Origin of the sequence: Acinetobacter sp. YH12072, from assembly GCF_013419565.1 — a bacterium.
In the GTDB taxonomy this organism is placed as follows: Bacteria; Pseudomonadota; Gammaproteobacteria; order Pseudomonadales; family Moraxellaceae; genus Acinetobacter.
Map to the genome: position 1 here is coordinate 1 of NZ_VOZV01000030.1, position 17,469 is coordinate 17,469.

General features: G+C 42.1%; 14 protein-coding genes. 4 read left to right on the forward strand and 10 right to left on the reverse strand.

Features of this window, described 5'->3' with window-relative positions; genetic code table 11:
* Positions 1-166: 166 nt before the first annotated feature.
* From FTU19_RS12405 to FTU19_RS12415, 3 genes are all read right to left on the reverse strand, one after another.
* Entirely contained in the window at positions 167-1,948 is a 1,782-nt protein-coding gene (locus tag FTU19_RS12405; RefSeq protein ID WP_005232064.1) for an acyl-CoA dehydrogenase C-terminal domain-containing protein, read from the reverse strand.
* A 169-nt stretch (positions 1,949-2,117) separates the two neighbouring features.
* A complete protein-coding gene (locus tag FTU19_RS12410) occupies positions 2,118-3,920 on the reverse strand; it encodes an acyl-CoA dehydrogenase C-terminal domain-containing protein (protein WP_159124145.1) in 1,803 nt (600 codons plus the stop codon).
* A gap of 310 nt (positions 3,921-4,230) precedes the next feature.
* Complete coding sequence (locus FTU19_RS12415; RefSeq protein WP_159124146.1) at positions 4,231-4,860, reverse strand: hypothetical protein; 630 nt, start codon at positions 4,858-4,860, stop codon at positions 4,231-4,233.
* A gap of 137 nt (positions 4,861-4,997) precedes the next feature.
* On the opposite strand from FTU19_RS12415, the gene baeS reads away from it, so the two are divergent.
* The 4 genes from baeS to FTU19_RS12435 all read left to right on the forward strand — a co-directional run bounded on the left by baeS (position 4,998) and on the right by FTU19_RS12435 (position 9,531).
* Entirely contained in the window at positions 4,998-6,662 is a 1,665-nt protein-coding gene (gene baeS / locus FTU19_RS12420) for a sensor histidine kinase efflux regulator BaeS (RefSeq protein ID WP_180025145.1), read from the forward strand.
* A gap of 14 nt (positions 6,663-6,676) precedes the next feature.
* Positions 6,677-7,363: a response regulator gene (locus FTU19_RS12425; RefSeq protein ID WP_034704234.1), complete on the forward strand. Its 687-nt coding sequence runs from the start codon at positions 6,677-6,679 to the stop codon at positions 7,361-7,363.
* A gap of 90 nt (positions 7,364-7,453) precedes the next feature.
* Complete coding sequence (locus FTU19_RS12430; protein ID WP_180025146.1) at positions 7,454-7,960, forward strand: GNAT family N-acetyltransferase; 507 nt, start codon at positions 7,454-7,456, stop codon at positions 7,958-7,960.
* A gap of 218 nt (positions 7,961-8,178) precedes the next feature.
* Positions 8,179-9,531 carry an amino acid permease gene (locus tag FTU19_RS12435; protein WP_180025147.1) on the forward strand — a complete coding sequence of 451 codons (1,353 nt, stop codon included), beginning with the start codon at positions 8,179-8,181 and terminating at the stop codon, positions 9,529-9,531.
* Between the two features lie 51 nt (positions 9,532-9,582).
* Here FTU19_RS12435 and FTU19_RS12440 read toward each other — a convergent pair whose 3' ends face one another.
* The 7 genes from FTU19_RS12440 to FTU19_RS12470 all read right to left on the reverse strand — a co-directional run bounded on the left by FTU19_RS12440 (position 9,583) and on the right by FTU19_RS12470 (position 17,447).
* Positions 9,583-10,365, reverse strand: a complete 783-nt coding sequence (locus FTU19_RS12440) for a hypothetical protein (RefSeq protein ID WP_227607427.1) — start codon at positions 10,363-10,365, stop codon at positions 9,583-9,585.
* 93 nt (positions 10,366-10,458) lie between these two features.
* Positions 10,459-10,833 carry an MmcQ/YjbR family DNA-binding protein gene (locus FTU19_RS12445; protein WP_180017139.1) on the reverse strand — a complete coding sequence of 125 codons (375 nt, stop codon included), beginning with the start codon at positions 10,831-10,833 and terminating at the stop codon, positions 10,459-10,461.
* Between the two features lie 76 nt (positions 10,834-10,909).
* Positions 10,910-12,355 carry a YdiU family protein gene (locus tag FTU19_RS12450; RefSeq protein WP_180025148.1) on the reverse strand — a complete coding sequence of 482 codons (1,446 nt, stop codon included), beginning with the start codon at positions 12,353-12,355 and terminating at the stop codon, positions 10,910-10,912.
* Between the two features lie 138 nt (positions 12,356-12,493).
* On the reverse strand, positions 12,494-13,660 hold the full coding sequence (locus FTU19_RS12455) for an acyl-CoA desaturase (protein ID WP_104495369.1): 1,167 nt from the start codon (positions 13,658-13,660) through the stop codon (positions 12,494-12,496).
* Between the two features lie 424 nt (positions 13,661-14,084).
* Positions 14,085-14,798 carry a glycerophosphodiester phosphodiesterase gene (locus FTU19_RS12460; RefSeq protein ID WP_104495371.1) on the reverse strand — a complete coding sequence of 238 codons (714 nt, stop codon included), beginning with the start codon at positions 14,796-14,798 and terminating at the stop codon, positions 14,085-14,087.
* Positions 14,799-14,943: 145 nt separating this feature from the next.
* Positions 14,944-15,528 carry a cob(I)yrinic acid a,c-diamide adenosyltransferase gene (locus FTU19_RS12465; RefSeq protein WP_180025149.1) on the reverse strand — a complete coding sequence of 195 codons (585 nt, stop codon included), beginning with the start codon at positions 15,526-15,528 and terminating at the stop codon, positions 14,944-14,946.
* 95 nt (positions 15,529-15,623) lie between these two features.
* Positions 15,624-17,447: a TonB-dependent siderophore receptor gene (locus FTU19_RS12470; RefSeq protein ID WP_127799854.1), complete on the reverse strand. Its 1,824-nt coding sequence runs from the start codon at positions 17,445-17,447 to the stop codon at positions 15,624-15,626.
* Positions 17,448-17,469: the final 22 nt, after the last annotated feature.

Below are 17,469 nucleotides of genomic sequence, written 5' to 3' on the forward strand. Positions count from 1 at the left end.
AAGTGAAGGTAAAGAATGTTGAAGGGTGCAATCTAAATTTTCAGATAAAGTCATAAAAAAATGAGCGTATTTACATACACTCATTTTTACTACATTTTACTAATATTTGCTTAACTGACTGGCATTACTGCAGATGCAGGGCTTTTTATATGGATTCACGTCAAGATTAAGCTTGAGTCGTGAAGTAATCTTCAGAGAAATTCATCACTACTTCACAACCGGCTTTCACTTTAGTGATACGCAGTGCAAGTTCAGGCAAGATGCGTTGCGTGAAATAACGCGCCAGTGCCAGTTTGTTTTGGTAGAACTCGCCATCTTTGTCTTTTGCAGCATTGGCAATGCGCGCAAACATATAAGAGAAGCTCAATAGGCCTACTGCATGTAGGTAATCAACCGCTGCAGCATTCGGGAATTCTGCATTTTCGCCAGCAGCTTCAAGCACAAACTGAGTCAATGATTCTACTTCAGTAGCTGCATCTAAAGTTGCATCTTTAATGAAGTTCAGGTCTGCATCTAACTGGTTCGCAAAGTCGCGGATTTCTTCGATGTATTCACCGATGTACGCACCGCCACATTTAATGGTTTTACGGCCGATTAAATCTTGTGACTGAACGCCATTGGTTCCTTCGTAAATCTGTGAGATGCGCAGGTCACGGATACACTGTTCCATACCCCATTCACGGATATAACCATGTCCACCAAAGACCATTTGTGCATCTAGGGTTGCTTGGAATGCAGTATCAGTCAGGTAAGCTTTCGCGATTGGTGTCAACAGTGCCACACGGTCATTGGCTTTTTTTACGGCTTCAGGATCAGTCGAGAACTTGGTAATATCCAGTTGCTGACCGACATACACCGCAAATGCACGAGATGCTTCGTTGTTCGCACGAACATTCAGCAACATACGACGTACATCACCATGTACTAAAATGCTGTCTGCCGGTTTAGCTGGTGATTGAGCACCAAGGGCACTACGACCCTGTAAACGATCTGTCGCATATTGCGCAGCATTTTGATAAGCAAATTCTGAGGCGCCTAGGCCCTGGATGCCCATAGACAGACGTTCGTAGTTCATCATCACGAACATGGCGGCCAGACCTTCATTTTCTTTGCCCACCAGGTAACCTTTGGCACCATCAAAGTTCATTACACATGTTGCAGAGGCCTTGATCCCCATTTTGTGTTCGATTGAACCAGGACCAACTGGATTACGTTCACCAATTGAACCATCTTCATTGACCAGGAACTTTGGTACAATGAACAGGGAAATACCGCGAGAGCCGGCAGGCGCATCAGGTGTTTTTGCCAGCACCAGGTGAATAATGTTTTCAGCAAGATCGTGGTCACCACCCGTGATAAAGATTTTGGTACCGGTAATGCTATACGTGCCATCTTCATTACGTTCAGCTTTGGTTTTGATAATACCCAGATCAGTACCGGCATGTGGCTCAGTTAAGCACATGGTGCCTGACCATTCACCAGAATAGATTTTAGGAAGATAGGTTTCTTTTTGCTCTTGAGATGCATAGCTGTTTAAAGCCATACCTGCACCCACAGAAAGAAGCGGGTAGAGCATGAAAGATGGGTTGGTTGCAAACAGCATTTCATCAGAAAGTACGGTAAGCATTTTCGGCATTTCCTGGCCGCCCCATTCTGCATCGGCACCCAGACCGATCCAGCCACCTTCAGCATATTGTTTGAATGCTTCTTTAAAGCCAGCAGGTGTGGTGACATTGCCATTTTCATATTTTGCGCCTTCTTCATCACCGGTACGGTTCAGAGGAAGCATGACGTTTTGCGCAAACTTCGCCATTTCTTCAAGAATGGCTTCTGCTGTGGCAGTATCCAAGTGGGCAAGATTTTCATTGGCCTGCCAGAACTGTTCTGCATTGAAAACATCATTCAGGATGAATTTCATGTCAGCAAGTGGCGCGTTATAAATTGGCATAGTATGTCACCTGTTTTATTGTTTAATTGGATTGTTTTGGCTCAGTCTAAAGCATTAAAAATCTGAATGTTAGACGACTAAAGGTTAATTCTGTAACTCTTTATAAAGAAAAAGGACTGCCTGAAGATGGCCGTCCTTTTTCTTATTATGCATTTAAAACTGCATCAGCTTAGAATGCGAAATGTTCAGCATCTAAAGACATAAGCGGTTCTACACCAGTTGCAATCACGTCAACGTGTGAACGAACACGTGGCAGGATTTTCTTGAAGTAGAAGCGTGCAGTCGTCAATTTAGCATTGTAGAAGTCTGCATCAGTGGTACCTGCAGCAAGAGTCTCTTGAGCAACCAGTGCCATACGAGCCCACAGGTAAGCCAGTGTTACATAACCAGAGAAGTACAGGTAATCTACTGCAGCTGCACCCACTTCTTCAGGGTTTTGCATCGCACGCATACCAATCTGCATGGTCAGGTCACCCCATTCTTTGTTCAATGCCGCAAGCGGTTCAACAAATTCTTTCATTGCAGAATTGTCTTTGTTCGCTTCCGCAAATTTGTGGATGATCTTAGTGAAGTCTTTCAACATCGCACCTTGAGTACCCAGTACTTTACGGCCTAACAGATCCAGTGCTTGAATCTCAGTCGTACCTTCGTACAGGCAGGCAATACGTGTATCACGTACGATTTGTTCCATGCCATGCTCAGAGATAAAGCCGTGACCACCGAAGACTTGAACACCATGTTTCGCAGCTTCTGAACCAGTTTCAGTCAGGAATGCTTTTGCGATTGGAGTTAATAGCGACAGGATATTGTCAGCGAACTTGCGCTCTTCTTCAGAAGTACCTTGTTCAACCACATCAGCATATTGAGCCAACAGGTAAACCAGTGCACGACCACCTTCAGCAAATGCTTTTTGAGTTAAAAGCATGTTACGTACGGCTGGATGAACAATAATTGGATCAGCTTCTTTTTCAGGTGCCTTAGGACCCGAAAGAGAACGCATTGCCAGACGGTCTTTGGCATAAGTTAAAGCGCCTTGGAACGCCGCTTCAGATGCAGACAGACCTTGTACAGCAGTACCGATACGTGCAGTGTTCATGAAGGTGAACATGCAGTTCAGACCACGGTTTTCAGGACCGATCAGGAAGCCTTTGGCGTTATCGAAGTTGATGACACAAGTTGCGTTACCATGGATCCCCATTTTGTGTTCGATTGAACCACAACGTACGCCGTTACGCTCACCGATTGAACCGTCAGCATTCAGGTTGAATTTTGGTACGATGAACAGAGAAATACCTTTAGTACCTTTAGGCGCGCCAGGCAGACGAGCAAGTACGATATGGATAATGTTCTCTGCCATGTCGTGTTCACCAGCAGAGATAAAGATTTTCTCGCCAGAGATTGCATAGCTACCATCAGCTTGTGGTTCAGCTTTAGTGCGGATGATGCCGAGGTCAGAACCTGCATGAGATTCAGTTAGACACATGGTACCTGTCCATTCACCTGAAACCAGTTTAGGCAGGTAAGCGTCTTTTTGTTCTTGAGAACCGTGGTGTTCTAAAGTACGAACTGCACCATGAGACAGACCAGGGTACATACCCCATGCCCAGTTCGCAGTACCCACCATTTCAGAAAGAGTGATACCTAAAGAATTTGGTAAGCCTTGACCGCCGTATTGCTCTTCAGCAGAAAGAGAAGGGAAGCCTAGCTCGATGTATTTTTGGTAAGCTTCTTTAAAGCCAGTCGGTGTCGTTACAACGCCGTCATTCCAGGTACAACCTTCACGGTCGCCGACCTGATTTAGAGGAGATAATTCATTTTCACAGAAGTCAGCTGCAGCTTCTAGGTACTGATCAACCAACTCACGGCTTACGTTTTCTTGAAACGCAGGAAGTTTTGCGTAATGTTCTTCAGCATTTAATAATTCGTGTAGAACGAATTGCATGTCACGTAAGGGCGCTTTGTATTGTGGCATATCGGTTTCCTCAATACTGGTTTAGACCAGCGTTATCATCCTAAATTAATTGAAACGTGCCTTCAGTGACACGTATTGCTATGAATCTAATCGTGCAACATCTTGCCCGGCCATACAAGCTTTCAGGCGGCTTTCTTGGTGACTATAAAGTCAAAGATTAATCTGCACAGAACAGTAAACATATTGACTGCAAAGACTTTTGTAGAAATTAGCAGAACATGAATGGTCAAAAGAGGACTGAGGAGTCAGCTATAAAAAAAAGGCACCCGAAGGTGCCTGAATTTGAAGGAATAAGAAACGTAGAAGAAGATTAAGATGCAGCTTTAGTCATCTTAATGGGTGCATTCGGCTGGAAGTGCACGATACATTGACCATCAATAGTTTGAGTACCCGCTTTCACTTGAACGGCCTTGCCGTGGGTTTGACCTTTACAAGCGTTGGCAAACGCAGTTTGTAGAGCCTGACGTTCTGATAAACGCTGATCATACTGTTTAACCATTTCTGCACGTTGACTATCCGTTAATGCTTCTCCACGGTTCATACCACCTCGGAATTCACCACGCATTGGACGATGTTCACCGCGCATACTACGGAATTCACCACGTTGACCTGTGATGCCTTTATGGTCAGGTTTGAAAGAAATCTTGCATTGCCCATCAATGGTTTTATCACCCGCCTTGATTTGGACTGCACTACCTACAGCTTTACCGTCACAGGCCTGTTGAATCTGTTTATGCAATTGCATGCGTTCTGCACGAGCGGCTTTGAATTGTTCGCGTTGCTCTGGAGTGAGACGATGCTGTTTTTGACCTTCATGATGTTTCATCATACGAGAATGATCTTTCTGCTCATTCACGTTGCTAGTAGATTGACAGGCAGTCAATGCACCCATCGATAAAACGCTGGCACTGATTAAGGCGATTTTTGTCATTGCTTTCATGTTTTTACCCCATTCAAGAGCTGATTCTTTTTGATGAGTAAAGATTAAATAATAAAGATGAAGAAACCATGGAGAGTTTTTTAAGTCTGTGTTCGCTACAATAATGAATATAGAGAAGAAAAACTGAGATTTTTACTTTGAAGATTCGCCGTATTCCGATTGCATTACGTCTGTTTTTGACTGTTTTATTGACCACCTTGGTAATTACCACGGTGAGTCTGGGCGTATTGCACCTGAATATGCAGCGCAACTTTACCCGCTATGTGGCGGATGTAGAAATGCAGAAGCTGGATCATGTAATCGAGAATCTGGCTGATGTCTATACGGTATATGAAGACTGGGGTAACGCCATTCAGGCGCAGATTCTGCAAATTGAAGGTGAAGCTGCACCGGATGATTATGACCGTTTATCGCGCTGGTGGTTGCGGCGTCAGTATGATATTGCCTTACAGCAGCGTTACTTTCAGGAGCAGACCTTAGCCACTGTAGCGCCTTCAAGTATGGTTGAACCAAATCTGACATCGCGTTCAGTCAATGAAGAAGAATTGCGTATTCTGGCATCTAACCTGCCTTCACAATTCCAGCCCTTTGAAGGTTTAAGATTTCCACTTAGTTCCAATCAGAACCTGTTTAGAACCGACCGTAAAGACAATAATGGCGGTCAACAGTCAGTTCAGCCGCCTACCGGCAAGAAGCAGTTCATCCAGATGCCAGACCGTCTGGGTCTAAGTTCACGCCTGTCACTCTATGATGCCAAACGGCGTTTTGTAGTAGGTGAGGCGTCAGATGAGCAGATTTCCTATCGTCCAATTATGGTCGAAAACCAGGTGGTCGGTTATCTCGGTTTGAAACCGGTTTTAGACCAAGATGATGCTTTAAGTATTAATTTCTTTAGTAATCAGAAGCGTTACCTATTTTTAGTTTATGGTTTAAGTATTCTAGCCAGTCTGATTGCTGCATTATTACTGGCAACTTATTTTAAAAAACCGATTCAGCGTTTGTTGAACGGAACACGTGAATTGACTCGCGGTAATTATCAACATCAAGTGAAAGTGAAACGTAATGATGAGCTGGGTGATCTGTCTAATGAGCTGAATCAATTGGCAGTGATTCTGGATCAGCATGAAACTTCACGCCGTCAGTGGGTAGCAGATACTTCACATGAATTGAAAACTCCGCTGGCAGTCTTGCAGGCACAGATTGAAGCGATGCAGGATGGAATCCGTAAACCGACACCAGAGCATTTTGCGTCGATGTTGGCACAGGTAACCAGCCTGAAAAAACTGACTCAGGACTTGGCAGCTCTAGCGCAGGCTGATGCCCAGCAATTACAGTTTTACTATGCAACTGTAAATCCATGGGATGTGGTGCAGCAGGAATTAATGAACTTCCAGCCTAAATTTGAACAGGCTGATCTGAAAGTGACTATTGAAGGTGACGGTGCTGAAGTCGAGCTGGATCTGGACCGTTTCAAGCAGATTGTAGCTAACCTGCTTAGCAACAGTATCCGTTATACAGAAGCCGGTGGTCAGGTACATATCCATACCGAACAGAATGAGAAAGAATGGACTTTATATGTCGATGACAGTCCATTCGGTTTGACTGATGAGCAGCTGGCCCGCATTGGTGAGCGTTTCTATCGTGTTGATGATTCGCGTACCCGTGCCACCGGTGGGACAGGCTTGGGTCTGGCCTTATCTTGTAAAATTACTCAGGCTATGGGTGGTAGCTTAAGCTTTGCACATTCACCATTAGGTGGTTTACGATGCAAACTGAGCTTTCCTAAACAAATGAAACCATAAAGGAAAATATATTCATGAAACATATTATGCTGGTTGAAGACGAAGTCGAACTTGCCCTGTTGGTGCGAGATTATCTAGAGGCTGCTGGTTTTGAAGTCAGCGTGTTTCATGATGGGCAAGAAGCATATAACAGTTTTACCCAGCGTAAACCGAGCCTGATGATCCTGGACTTGATGGTGCCGCGTATGGATGGTCTGACCATTTGCCGTAAAGTACGTGAGCAATCAGACTTGCCGATCATTATGGTGACTGCGCGTACTGAAGAAATTGACCGTGTACTGGGCTTGAATATGGGCGCGGATGACTATATCTGCAAGCCATTTAGTCCAAAAGAACTGGTTGCCCGTGTACAGGCCGTATTACGCCGTTTAGACCGTAAAGCTGAGCCGGAAAGCAATGATCTATTCCGTATGGATAAATCACAACAGCGTATCTGGTACCAGCAAAAAGCCTTGAACCTGACACCGACTGAATTCCGTTTGCTGGAGCTGTTCCTAGAACATGTCGGCCAGGTGTATTCACGTGCACAGCTACTTGATCATATCAATCCGGACAGTTTTGATGTGGCAGACCGTGTGATTGATAGTCATATCAAGAACCTGCGTCGCAAAATTTCAGATGCTGCGGAAACCGGAAACCGTCATGAGTGGATTCAGGCCGTTTATGGGGTAGGTTACCGTTTTGAATATCCTGAAGACTGATATTCGAATTCGTTAAAGAAAAGCGGATAGACTTCTTGGTTTGTTCGCTTTTTTATTTCTGAAAATGATCAATATAAGAGAGCCAAAATAATGAAAATCATCATTCGGGATGAACGGCTAGAAGATATTCCAGCCATTGCTAAATTGACCCGAGCGGCTTTTCAAAATACTGACCATTCAAGTCATACTGAACAATTTATTGTCAATGCTTTGCGCACGCATGGGCAGTTAACGATTTCTCTAGTTGCGATTGAAAATAATCAGCTGGTTGGCCATGTGGCTATTTCACCTGTCACTATCTCTTCAGGTGAAACTGGCTGGTACGGTCTTGGCCCAATTTCGGTATTACCTGCAAAACAAGGACAGGGAATCGGCACTTTACTTATACGGGTAGCTTTAGATCGCCTGCAACAGTTGGGGGCTCAAGGATGTGTAGTGCTCGGTGATCCTCAATATTATGGTCGTTTCGGGTTTAAGGCTTTTTCAGAACTTTACCTCAAGGATGTTCCATCAGAATACTTTCAAGTCATTGCATTTAATGGATCTATTCCACAGGGAGAAGTGGTCTACCATGAGGCGTTTAATGCGACACAATAATTCATCAAAAAAGAACTATTTCTATTGAAAAGTTATGGAGCATTAAAAGGTAAATAACTTTTAAATAGCATCTATTATGAAATCAATTATTTATATTTCTTTTTATCTTAGTAGATAAAAAAATAAAAGTTTAATAATTAATAACTTAAATTTATGTATTAGTTGATTAGTTGGAGACCCGCTACAATTCGGTTTTTTATTCATCATGAGAGCGTGTCTTGGAGAGTGAAGCACCGCAACTACAGCGCCGTTTAAAGAACCGTCATATCCAGCTGATTGCTATGGGCGGGGCCATTGGAACCGGATTATTCTTGGGGTCCGCACAGATTATTCAGTCCGCAGGACCTTCCATTATTCTGGGCTATTTGATTGGTGGTTTGATTGCATTCCTGATTATGCGCCAGTTAGGTGAGATGATTGTGCATGAGCCTGTGACTGGTTCATTCAGTTATTTTGCATTTAAATACTGGGGTAAATTTCCAGGCTTTTTAACCGGCTGGAATTACTGGATTTTATATATTCTGGTCGCAATGACAGAGCTGACCGCCATTGGCAAATATATCAATTACTGGTGGCCACATATTCCAGCCTGGGTATCTGTACTCATTTTCTTTTTGGCGGTAACCCTTGCCAACCTAGCCAATGTCAAAATTTATGGTGAGTCTGAGTTCTGGCTATCGATGATTAAAGTCTTTGCCATCATTGCAATGATTATCTTTGGCATATATTTGCTCCTCACTGCTGATGCAACCTCAACTGCTTCGATCAGCAATTTATGGATTCATGGTGGATTTTTTCCGAATGGCTTTGATGGGCTGTTTTATATGCTCGCCTTTATGATGTTTGCCTTTGGCGGCATTGAGCTGATTAGTATGGCAGCGGCAGAAACCGAAAATCCTGGCAAGAACATTCCACGTGCCGTGAATCAAACTGTGATTCGGGTATTTTTATTTTATATCTGCTCGCTTGCCGTATTACTTTCACTCGTACCATGGAATCAGCTGAATTTAGGCGATTTAGATCATAGTCCATTTGTAATGATTTTCAGCCAGATGGGGATTGAATGGGCTGCACATTTACTGAATTTCATTATTTTAACTGCTTCACTTTCAGTTTGTAATAGTGGCATGTATGCCAATAGCCGTATGTTGATGGGGCTGGCTCAACAAGGGAATGCACCGCAATTATTTAAGAGCGTGAATAAACATGGTGTGCCTGTGGCAGCGGTATTGTTTTCGGCATTTCTGATCTTTGGCTGTGTGATCCTGAATTACTTTATGCCTGAAAAAGCATTGAGTTACCTGATTTATATTGTGGTAGCAGCTGCGGTATTGAACTGGATGATGATCAGTTTGATTCATTTGAAATTTAGACAAGCCATCAAACGAAAGGGGATTCAAACCGGATTCCCAGCGATCTTTGCGCCGTTTAGCAACTATTTTGTTTTAGCTTTTATGCTGATGATTTTATATATCATGTGGACGCAAGGCTTTATGTTGTCAGTGTTGATGTTGCCTGTCTGGATTGGCTTGTTATTTGGGGTGTTTAAGTTGGTGAAGAAAGAGGCTTAAACTAGCAAATGGACTCGGATGAGTCCATTTTCATATGTATACATCTAAGCATTACTTTAATTTATGGTGAATGACTTCTTTAAACTCAGCCATAGTTTCACATTGATCAAAAATTTTAAAATATTCTAAAGCAACATTTCTAGCTTGATTAGAAATACGACTAAAATGTGCTGGGTGAGGGACTCTTAGAATTAAAATCTCGTCGTTCCAAATTTTCATGCTGAATTTATCAATAGGTTCTTTTAATAACAATCGATCATTTGAAGTAAGGTGTAATTTTTCCTCTAATTTAGGGAAATTATTGTGGTACTGCCCAACAAAAAAAATAACACGTGGTTGAGTATCTTTGATTTGCTGGGATAAATTTAGAATAGACAATTCTTGAAGATACAAGAAAATATCCTTATATGTTTTATTTTTACTTAAAGTATTGAATGAGGCTTTTTTATAGTCAAATAAATAAAAATTTAGCCATTGAATAGGTTCTTGATGATTTTGAATTTTAATTTTTTTTAGAAATTGTAAAAAACTACTATGCTTAGGTGATTGAGAGTAAAGCTCTTGATGACGACGAACACTATTTTGAATCACAGTGTCGAAATTAATATCTTCATTTAAAAAGTTACTTAATCGACTTTGCCAACCTTTTGTTTCTTGACCAACCAGCAACACCTTATTCTTTGATGAATAAAAATTTTCATCCAAGAATGGAATAAATGGATAACTTAAATGATGTAAACATTCTTTTTGTTCTGTCGGGATTTCAATTAATTTTGATCTTAAATCAATTAATGTGCTGTGTTGGTTAATCATAGTTTGAGTGATTTTTAACATCTTAATATTATTTGATTTAATCACGTTATCTTATGATTGAACAAGATAATTGTAATGGATGAGAGGCCATTTTATAAGGTTGAAGTTCCAGACTTATTTTTCTAATGTTCGTAATAACTTAATTCGTACTTTTTCTGCTTTCTTTAATTTCGATACTACCAGCTCATAAGAATTCTGTACTAGGTCCTCAACCAGAGATTCATCCAGTTGATTATCTTCATACACTGAAATCCAGTGTTGTTTATTCATATGCCAGCCAGCATGGATATAAGAATAAATATCTCGCAGCATAGCACCATGATCAGGCGCTACTTTTAAATTAATGACAGCTTTGCCTTGAAGATAGAACTGAAGCATAAAGACTTTATCTAGCACTTTGAATACATCACAACCTTCACCGAAAGGCTGAGTCACAGTGACTTCAGGTAAACTTATCGCTATCTGTGTTGAGATTTGATGTAAGGTCATAAGTTATGAATAAACCGAAATAAAACTGTGGATAATGCTTAAATTATCCACAGTTTTTGGTTGTCTTGTGAATAAATTAAGATGAACAACTTACCATGACTTCAGGTACATCACTCGGCAATGGCCCTAGATCTTCAGGGTGTTCCAGATCTGGCTGTTTTAAATAAGGCTTACTTAATAATTTAAACAGGCGATCGACTTCGGAAAAGTCATCCCGCTCAGCTAGTTCAATTGCTTTCTGAGCCATGTGATTGCGCAGGATATAGTGTGAATTGACTAGTTGCATGGCGGCATCTAATTCTCCAGTATCCTGATGTTCGCGGATCGCTTCATATTGAGTCAGGAATGCTTCAAACTGACGGCGATCCAAACAATCATCCTTGATTGCTTCATATTCATGATTCTGCAGGCGAATAAAGCTTTGCGTATAGTCGAGTTGCTCGCTTTGTAAGATTCTGAGAAAAGCCATGGCACAGTCAAAGCTGTCTTTGTGAAAACTCGGTAAGCCCATTTTCTGGTTTAGGCCATGCTTATAATGTTCCAGGAAGGTCGGTTCATAATGTTCCAGACATTGGGCCAGATCCTGTTTCCATTGTTCTTCATCATAGTTTTCAGGACATAATGGAATCAGGTTATTCAGCCACATCCACAAGTTCCAGTGGCCGATGCTTGGTTGCTGCTGATAAGTATAGCGACCCTGATAATCCGAGTGGTTATTAATCCAGTTGGGACGGAAACGCTCCATAAACCCATACGGGCCAAAGTCTAGCGTTGAACCAGTAATATTCAGGTTGTCGGTGTTCATGACACCATGTGCAAATCCAACCAGTTGCCATTTGGCAATCATGACTGCCGTGCGCTGAATGACTTGAGTGGCAAATGCCAGAATAGGCTGTTCTGCTTGCAGACATTGTGGATAATGCCATTCCATACATTTTTGTGTGAATACAGGCAGCAAGTCTGGCTGATACTGATAGATCCATTCAAAATGTCCAAACCGGATATGACAGTCAGACGTCCGTAATAGCATCGCGCCCGGTTCCAGTTTTTCACGCTGTACGCCTTGAGCGGAAGAGGTAAAGCCAACCGCATTACTGGATTCTACACCTAGCGCATTTAAGGCGTGTCCGGCTAGGTATTCCCGAATCACCGAGCGTAAGACTGCACGACCATCTCCCATACGTGAATAAGGTGTTGCGCCTGCACCTTTTAAATGCAGGTCAATGGTCTGATGATCTTTATCCAGAATCTGAGCGATTAATAAACCGCGTCCATCACCCAGTTGTCCTGCCCATTGTCCAAACTGATGGCCAGCATACACCATGGCCAAAGGTTCAAACTCGGCAAAGGTTTTTTGACCACTACAGATTTCGACCCATTGTGCTTTATCTTCCTCAGACCATTGCAGTTGATCAGCAAGCGCAGAATTAAAATGTCCCGCTTTAGCACCTTTTAAAGGCAGTGGAGGCTGATGATGATAAAGGCGAGGAGGGAGAGTCTGATATCGGGAATTAAAATACATGGCAGTTAAAATACTTAGGCAATAGAAGCAATATAACAAAGATCTCTGTTTAAAACTGTTGTAAAAGGAAAGTATAAGTAAGACAGACAAAAATAAAAAAAGCCCCTGATTTCAGGAGCTTTTTTGAGAATTCAAATCTTATTGAGAGACAGGCGCTTTTTTCAAATTACGTACTAACAGATTCAGTGTTTCACGATGATGAGAAAGACGCTGTTCAACCAGCTGGAATTCAACTTTAAGCTTGTCATCCATCTGGTGAATCTTTTCTGCTACAGCCGCCTTTTTCACCTGTATTTCCTGTTCTTTCAGTTTGGCCCAGTCATTCAATGTTTGAGTAAAGGCTTCATATTCTTGAGCAATCTTACTTTTTACATTGATAATGTCTTCATTGACATTATGACCATATACCGCCAGATCCTGCTCGGCATATTTAAACTTCATTGCCAGTTCAGCTTTTTTGATATTAAAGCTTGGAATACGGCGCAGATTTTTAGCCAGACCCAGTTTAGAGCAAGTCCAGATTAACCATTTAGTTGGGTCATATTGCCACCATTTTACGCCATTACGGTAATCGTACTGAAAGATGTGATGGTAGTTATGATAACCCTCACCCCAAGTTGCAATTGCTAACCAGAAGTTGTCACGTGCAGTGTTTTCATCCGTATAAGGACGTGAACCCCACATATGGCACAGTGAGTTAATGAAGAAGGTCACGTGATGGCTCAGGATTAAACGAACCAGACCACCCAATAATAATACACCCCAGACATCGCCTACAGCCCAGCCGATTGGCAATAGAATCGCAGCGTGTACTGCAATTACTAAAGGCACATAGTATTTGTGCTGGAACATAACGACTTTGTCGTTTTGCAGGTCTGGTGCATTCTTGTAGTTTGGTTCTGCAGCAGGATAGTCACGCAGCATCCAGCCCAGGTGTGCATACCAGAAGCCGTTATTAATTGAATATGGGTCTTTTTCCACGTCATCGACATGACGGTGATGGGTACGGTGACCTGAACCCCAGTACAGAATACTGTTCTGCACGGCAAAGGTACCCATGATCATTAAAATGATTTTTAAAGGTAAAGTCGCTTCATAAGCACGATGTGCCCAAAGACGATGATAGCCCGCTGTAATCCCCAGGCTGCTAACGCCGAGCAAAACAAACATACTGATCCAAGCGGCAAGGCTAAAATCATGGTGATACGCATATAACGGAATCGCGATAACAGCTACAATGGGTAAAACTACCAGAGCAAACACAGCGACCCAGTTAATTGGGGCTTGAGGTAGGGGAGCATTCATCTCCAACAGCACTCCTGGAACCTGGGAAGGTATAACAAAAAGCAGAGGCCGCTATTGTTTATTTTAACAGCGGTTAAGTCATTCATATTAGCACGCCCCCTAGGGCATCACTAGCATTATTGTACGGTTGTATTGTACTTATCGGTAACAGAATAAGTAGGATGAAAACTACCATTTTCGCGGGCTAGACAGGCTCTGATTTCCGAGTAAATCACTGAGATTTTTGAAGCTTTTAATCAAATTTATTTTCTTAAAATGAGTTAAGTGAATGTTCATTTTTTCTACTAGATTGCAGAGTAATAAATTTGTAAGCAAACCCGTAACCCAAAGTTAAACAAGATTACAGACAGGCATTCTTCTTTAAATTATTTTTCAAGGCTTAAAGAAAAATAATCTATATATAGAATCTTGCATTTTGGGTCATTTAAAGATGTTGCATCATTAACTTCGGATAATCGGTAATGAGACCCTGAATACCCCAGTCGCGTAATTCTTTGGCACGATTAACATCATTTACGGTCCAGACGCTGATGGTGAGTTCGGCAGCTTGTGTGGCCTGAATAATATCTTTGCTGGCCAGTTCATTCATCCAGCCAATCTGACAACAGCCAAGTTCTAAAGCTTGATCAATCGCCTGATATTTCACATCTGTTTCAATCAGAAGGCCGCGTTTTAAACTGGAATTTTGCTGTTGCAAAGCCTGATGGATTTTAGGATCAAAACTGGTAATCACGACTGACTGCTCATAACCCTGTAACTGCTGTTCAAGCTCAAGCGTGATTTTTTCAGCATCGGCCTGGCTCGCTACACTTTTGACTTCAACTTCAATATGGTCAAAGTTATGAATCACGGTTAAGGTCTGATCCAGCATAGGAGTGGCTTCGACCTTGTTCCATTCTGACCATTTTACTGCGTGATTATATTGACTGAGATCCTGACGGCTACATTCGTAGAGGGGCTTTTGCAAACCGGTAGTGCGTACAAAATTATCATCATGCATGATGATCAGGGCATTGTCTTTAAGCTGGCGTACGTCAAATTCGACTGCGCGAATCCCGATATCCTGAATATATTGAAAACCGCCTAGTGTATTTTCAGGTGCTTCCCCACGCGCACCGCGATGTCCAATTATGCGCATGCTGCGATAACCTGAAGAAGTGAAGATGAAAACATAATGATGAAGAGTTGTGACAGGAGTATTGCAATATTCTGCGCCTGAAACACTTTGTTGCAAATACTGTTGGCGCAGAATTTTCCGTGCAATTTAATACATTTTAGCGGATTTATTGATCAATGGTTTCGTTGATATTTTTTTGCCATAACACCTCAGAACCACCTTCAACACGTTGCAAGGTGCGTGAAGCCACAAACAGCCAGTCAGATAGGCGATTTAATAGCTGCAGGGAAGTCGCCTGAATATTCTGGTCGCGTGAGTGAACTGACATCACGCTGCGCTCTGCACGACGGCACACGGCACGGGCTTGATGAGCAAAACTGCAAACTAAAGTACCCGCAGGCAAAATAAAATCTTTCAGCATCGGCAAAGCTTCATTCATACGATCGATGTCATTTTCCAGAAAATCAATCGAGACTGGTTGAACCAGGTTAAAGCCAGGGATACACACTTCACCACCCAGATCAAACAACCAGTGCTGGATCAGGCTTAAAGATTTATCCCAAGCGGCTTGATCTTCAATTGTGCTTGCTGAAATTTGTGCACGTAAAACCCCAATGATGGCATTCAGTTCGTCGACATCACCCAGCGCTATGATACGCAAATCATCTTTGGCTACACGTGAACCATCACCCAGTCCGGTAGTGCCCGAATCGCCTGTGCGCGTGTAAATTTTACTTAAACGGTGACCCATGAGAGTTCCTTAAATTATTGCATGCTGTAAATAAAAAGAATCATGCCATAGGCATGACATGATTCTCAAAAGTATTTGCTTGGATTGGAATGAGCTTAATATTTAAAAGTCACGCCGGCAGAAGCGAGGCGGCCTTCATCAACATAATAATTATTCCAGTTGTATTCGATCTTATGACGCACATCACCGACATTTTCTATGTTGGTAAATACTTTGACATGTGGGTTGATATTCCAGTAAGCATTTAAATCGACGGTCGCATAGCCCGGATTATGGTCTGAATCACTCCAGCTTTTTGACTTGGAACGGGCAATAAGAGAAGCACTCATCCCATAAATTTCATTTTCCAAACCTGTGGTCAGAGTGAGGGTTTGACGTGGTCGTTTAGCTAACTCAATATTCGTTTTGCTATCTTTAGCTTGTACATACGCAAAAGCAGTATCGATGAACCAATCGTCTTGTTTCCAGTTCCATGCCAGCTCGCCACCACGAAGCGTTGCTTCGCTGATATTATTTAACTTGCCATCAACTTTTTGGATCATGTTATCCACTTCGTTTTGATACACGGAAAATGAAACAGATGAGTTTTGAGTGAGGGCCTGGTCTAAGCCAATTTCATAAGACAGACTTTCTTCGGCTTTTAAATTTGGATTTGCAGATTCACCACTGTACAGCTCGTTTAAGTTTGGTGAACGAAAAGCTGAACCAATATTCGTATAGACGCTGAGTTGAGGTGATATTGCATAACGTGCAGCAGCTTGCCCTACAGTATGAGAGCCATACTTTTCGTTGTCTTCAACACGGATGCCGAGTTGTGTATTGAGTTTATCTGATTGATATTGATGCTGTGTGTAATATCCTTGAGAGGAAACATCACCTTTGTAGGCAACTCCATAAGAAAGAACATCACCATCAAGATTGCTATACGTTGTCCCTAGTAAAATATGATGCTGATCATTTAGATTGAGTTTGGCATACAATTCTGCTTCTTGAGTAGTGCTATATGAATAATCGACCTGACCTAGATAATTCGTAGCATTTTGATCTAATTGATCGTCAAACTGGGATAAGCGAGCATTGAGTTCTAATTGTGAGCCTAGGTTAATTCGTCCTCTCAGGTTAACCATTTCATTTTCAAAATCTTGTGAAGTGAGGCTACCTGCATTGTAATCACTTGTGCCTTTATTTTGGCTGTAATCGAGAGATAAGCCATATTGGTCTTTGTGGACGCCAAATTTTGTGCTGAAACCTTTTTGGTCAAAGGAGTAATTTTCATCTTCATCATCTAGAACAGATTTTCCGTCAGTTTCCAGGCGTTGACCACGGATTTGGGCATAAAAACCATCTTCAGCTAAATCGGCACCCACGAGTGATTTGTAAGTTTTATTCTCGCCAATTTCACCTGTTATAAATGCACCTGATTGTTCAGGTGTTTTAGAAATCATATGAATGACGCCGCCAATGGCATCTGTACCATATAAAACTGATGCTGGACCCTTCAGAATTTCAATTTGCTTGATATCGGTAGTATCAATAAAAGGGAGAGAAGCTGAACTGCTTAAAGCAGTATTCAATCGCATGCCATCACGCAGAACGAGTGTATGTGACGAGCTTGTGCCTCGCATAAAAATAGAGGATTGTTGTCCATAACCGCCTAGTTGAGCGACGTTTAAAGCAGCCTCTTTTTTCAATAAGTTTGGCAATGAAGCAATAGGGGATTGCTCAAGAGTCGCAGGTTCAATCACTGAAATTCGCGCAGGTACATTTTCAATGTTTTCTGCAGAGCGAGTTGCCGTGACTACAATGGTATCTAAAGAGGCTTTTGCAACTTTTTGCTCGGCGGCATGAACAGATGAAGTAAAACCCAACGCAAGTGCGATCGCACCTACCAAGGCAGTAGGTTGAAATGGAATAGACATGAGATGTGCTCCATACATTCAC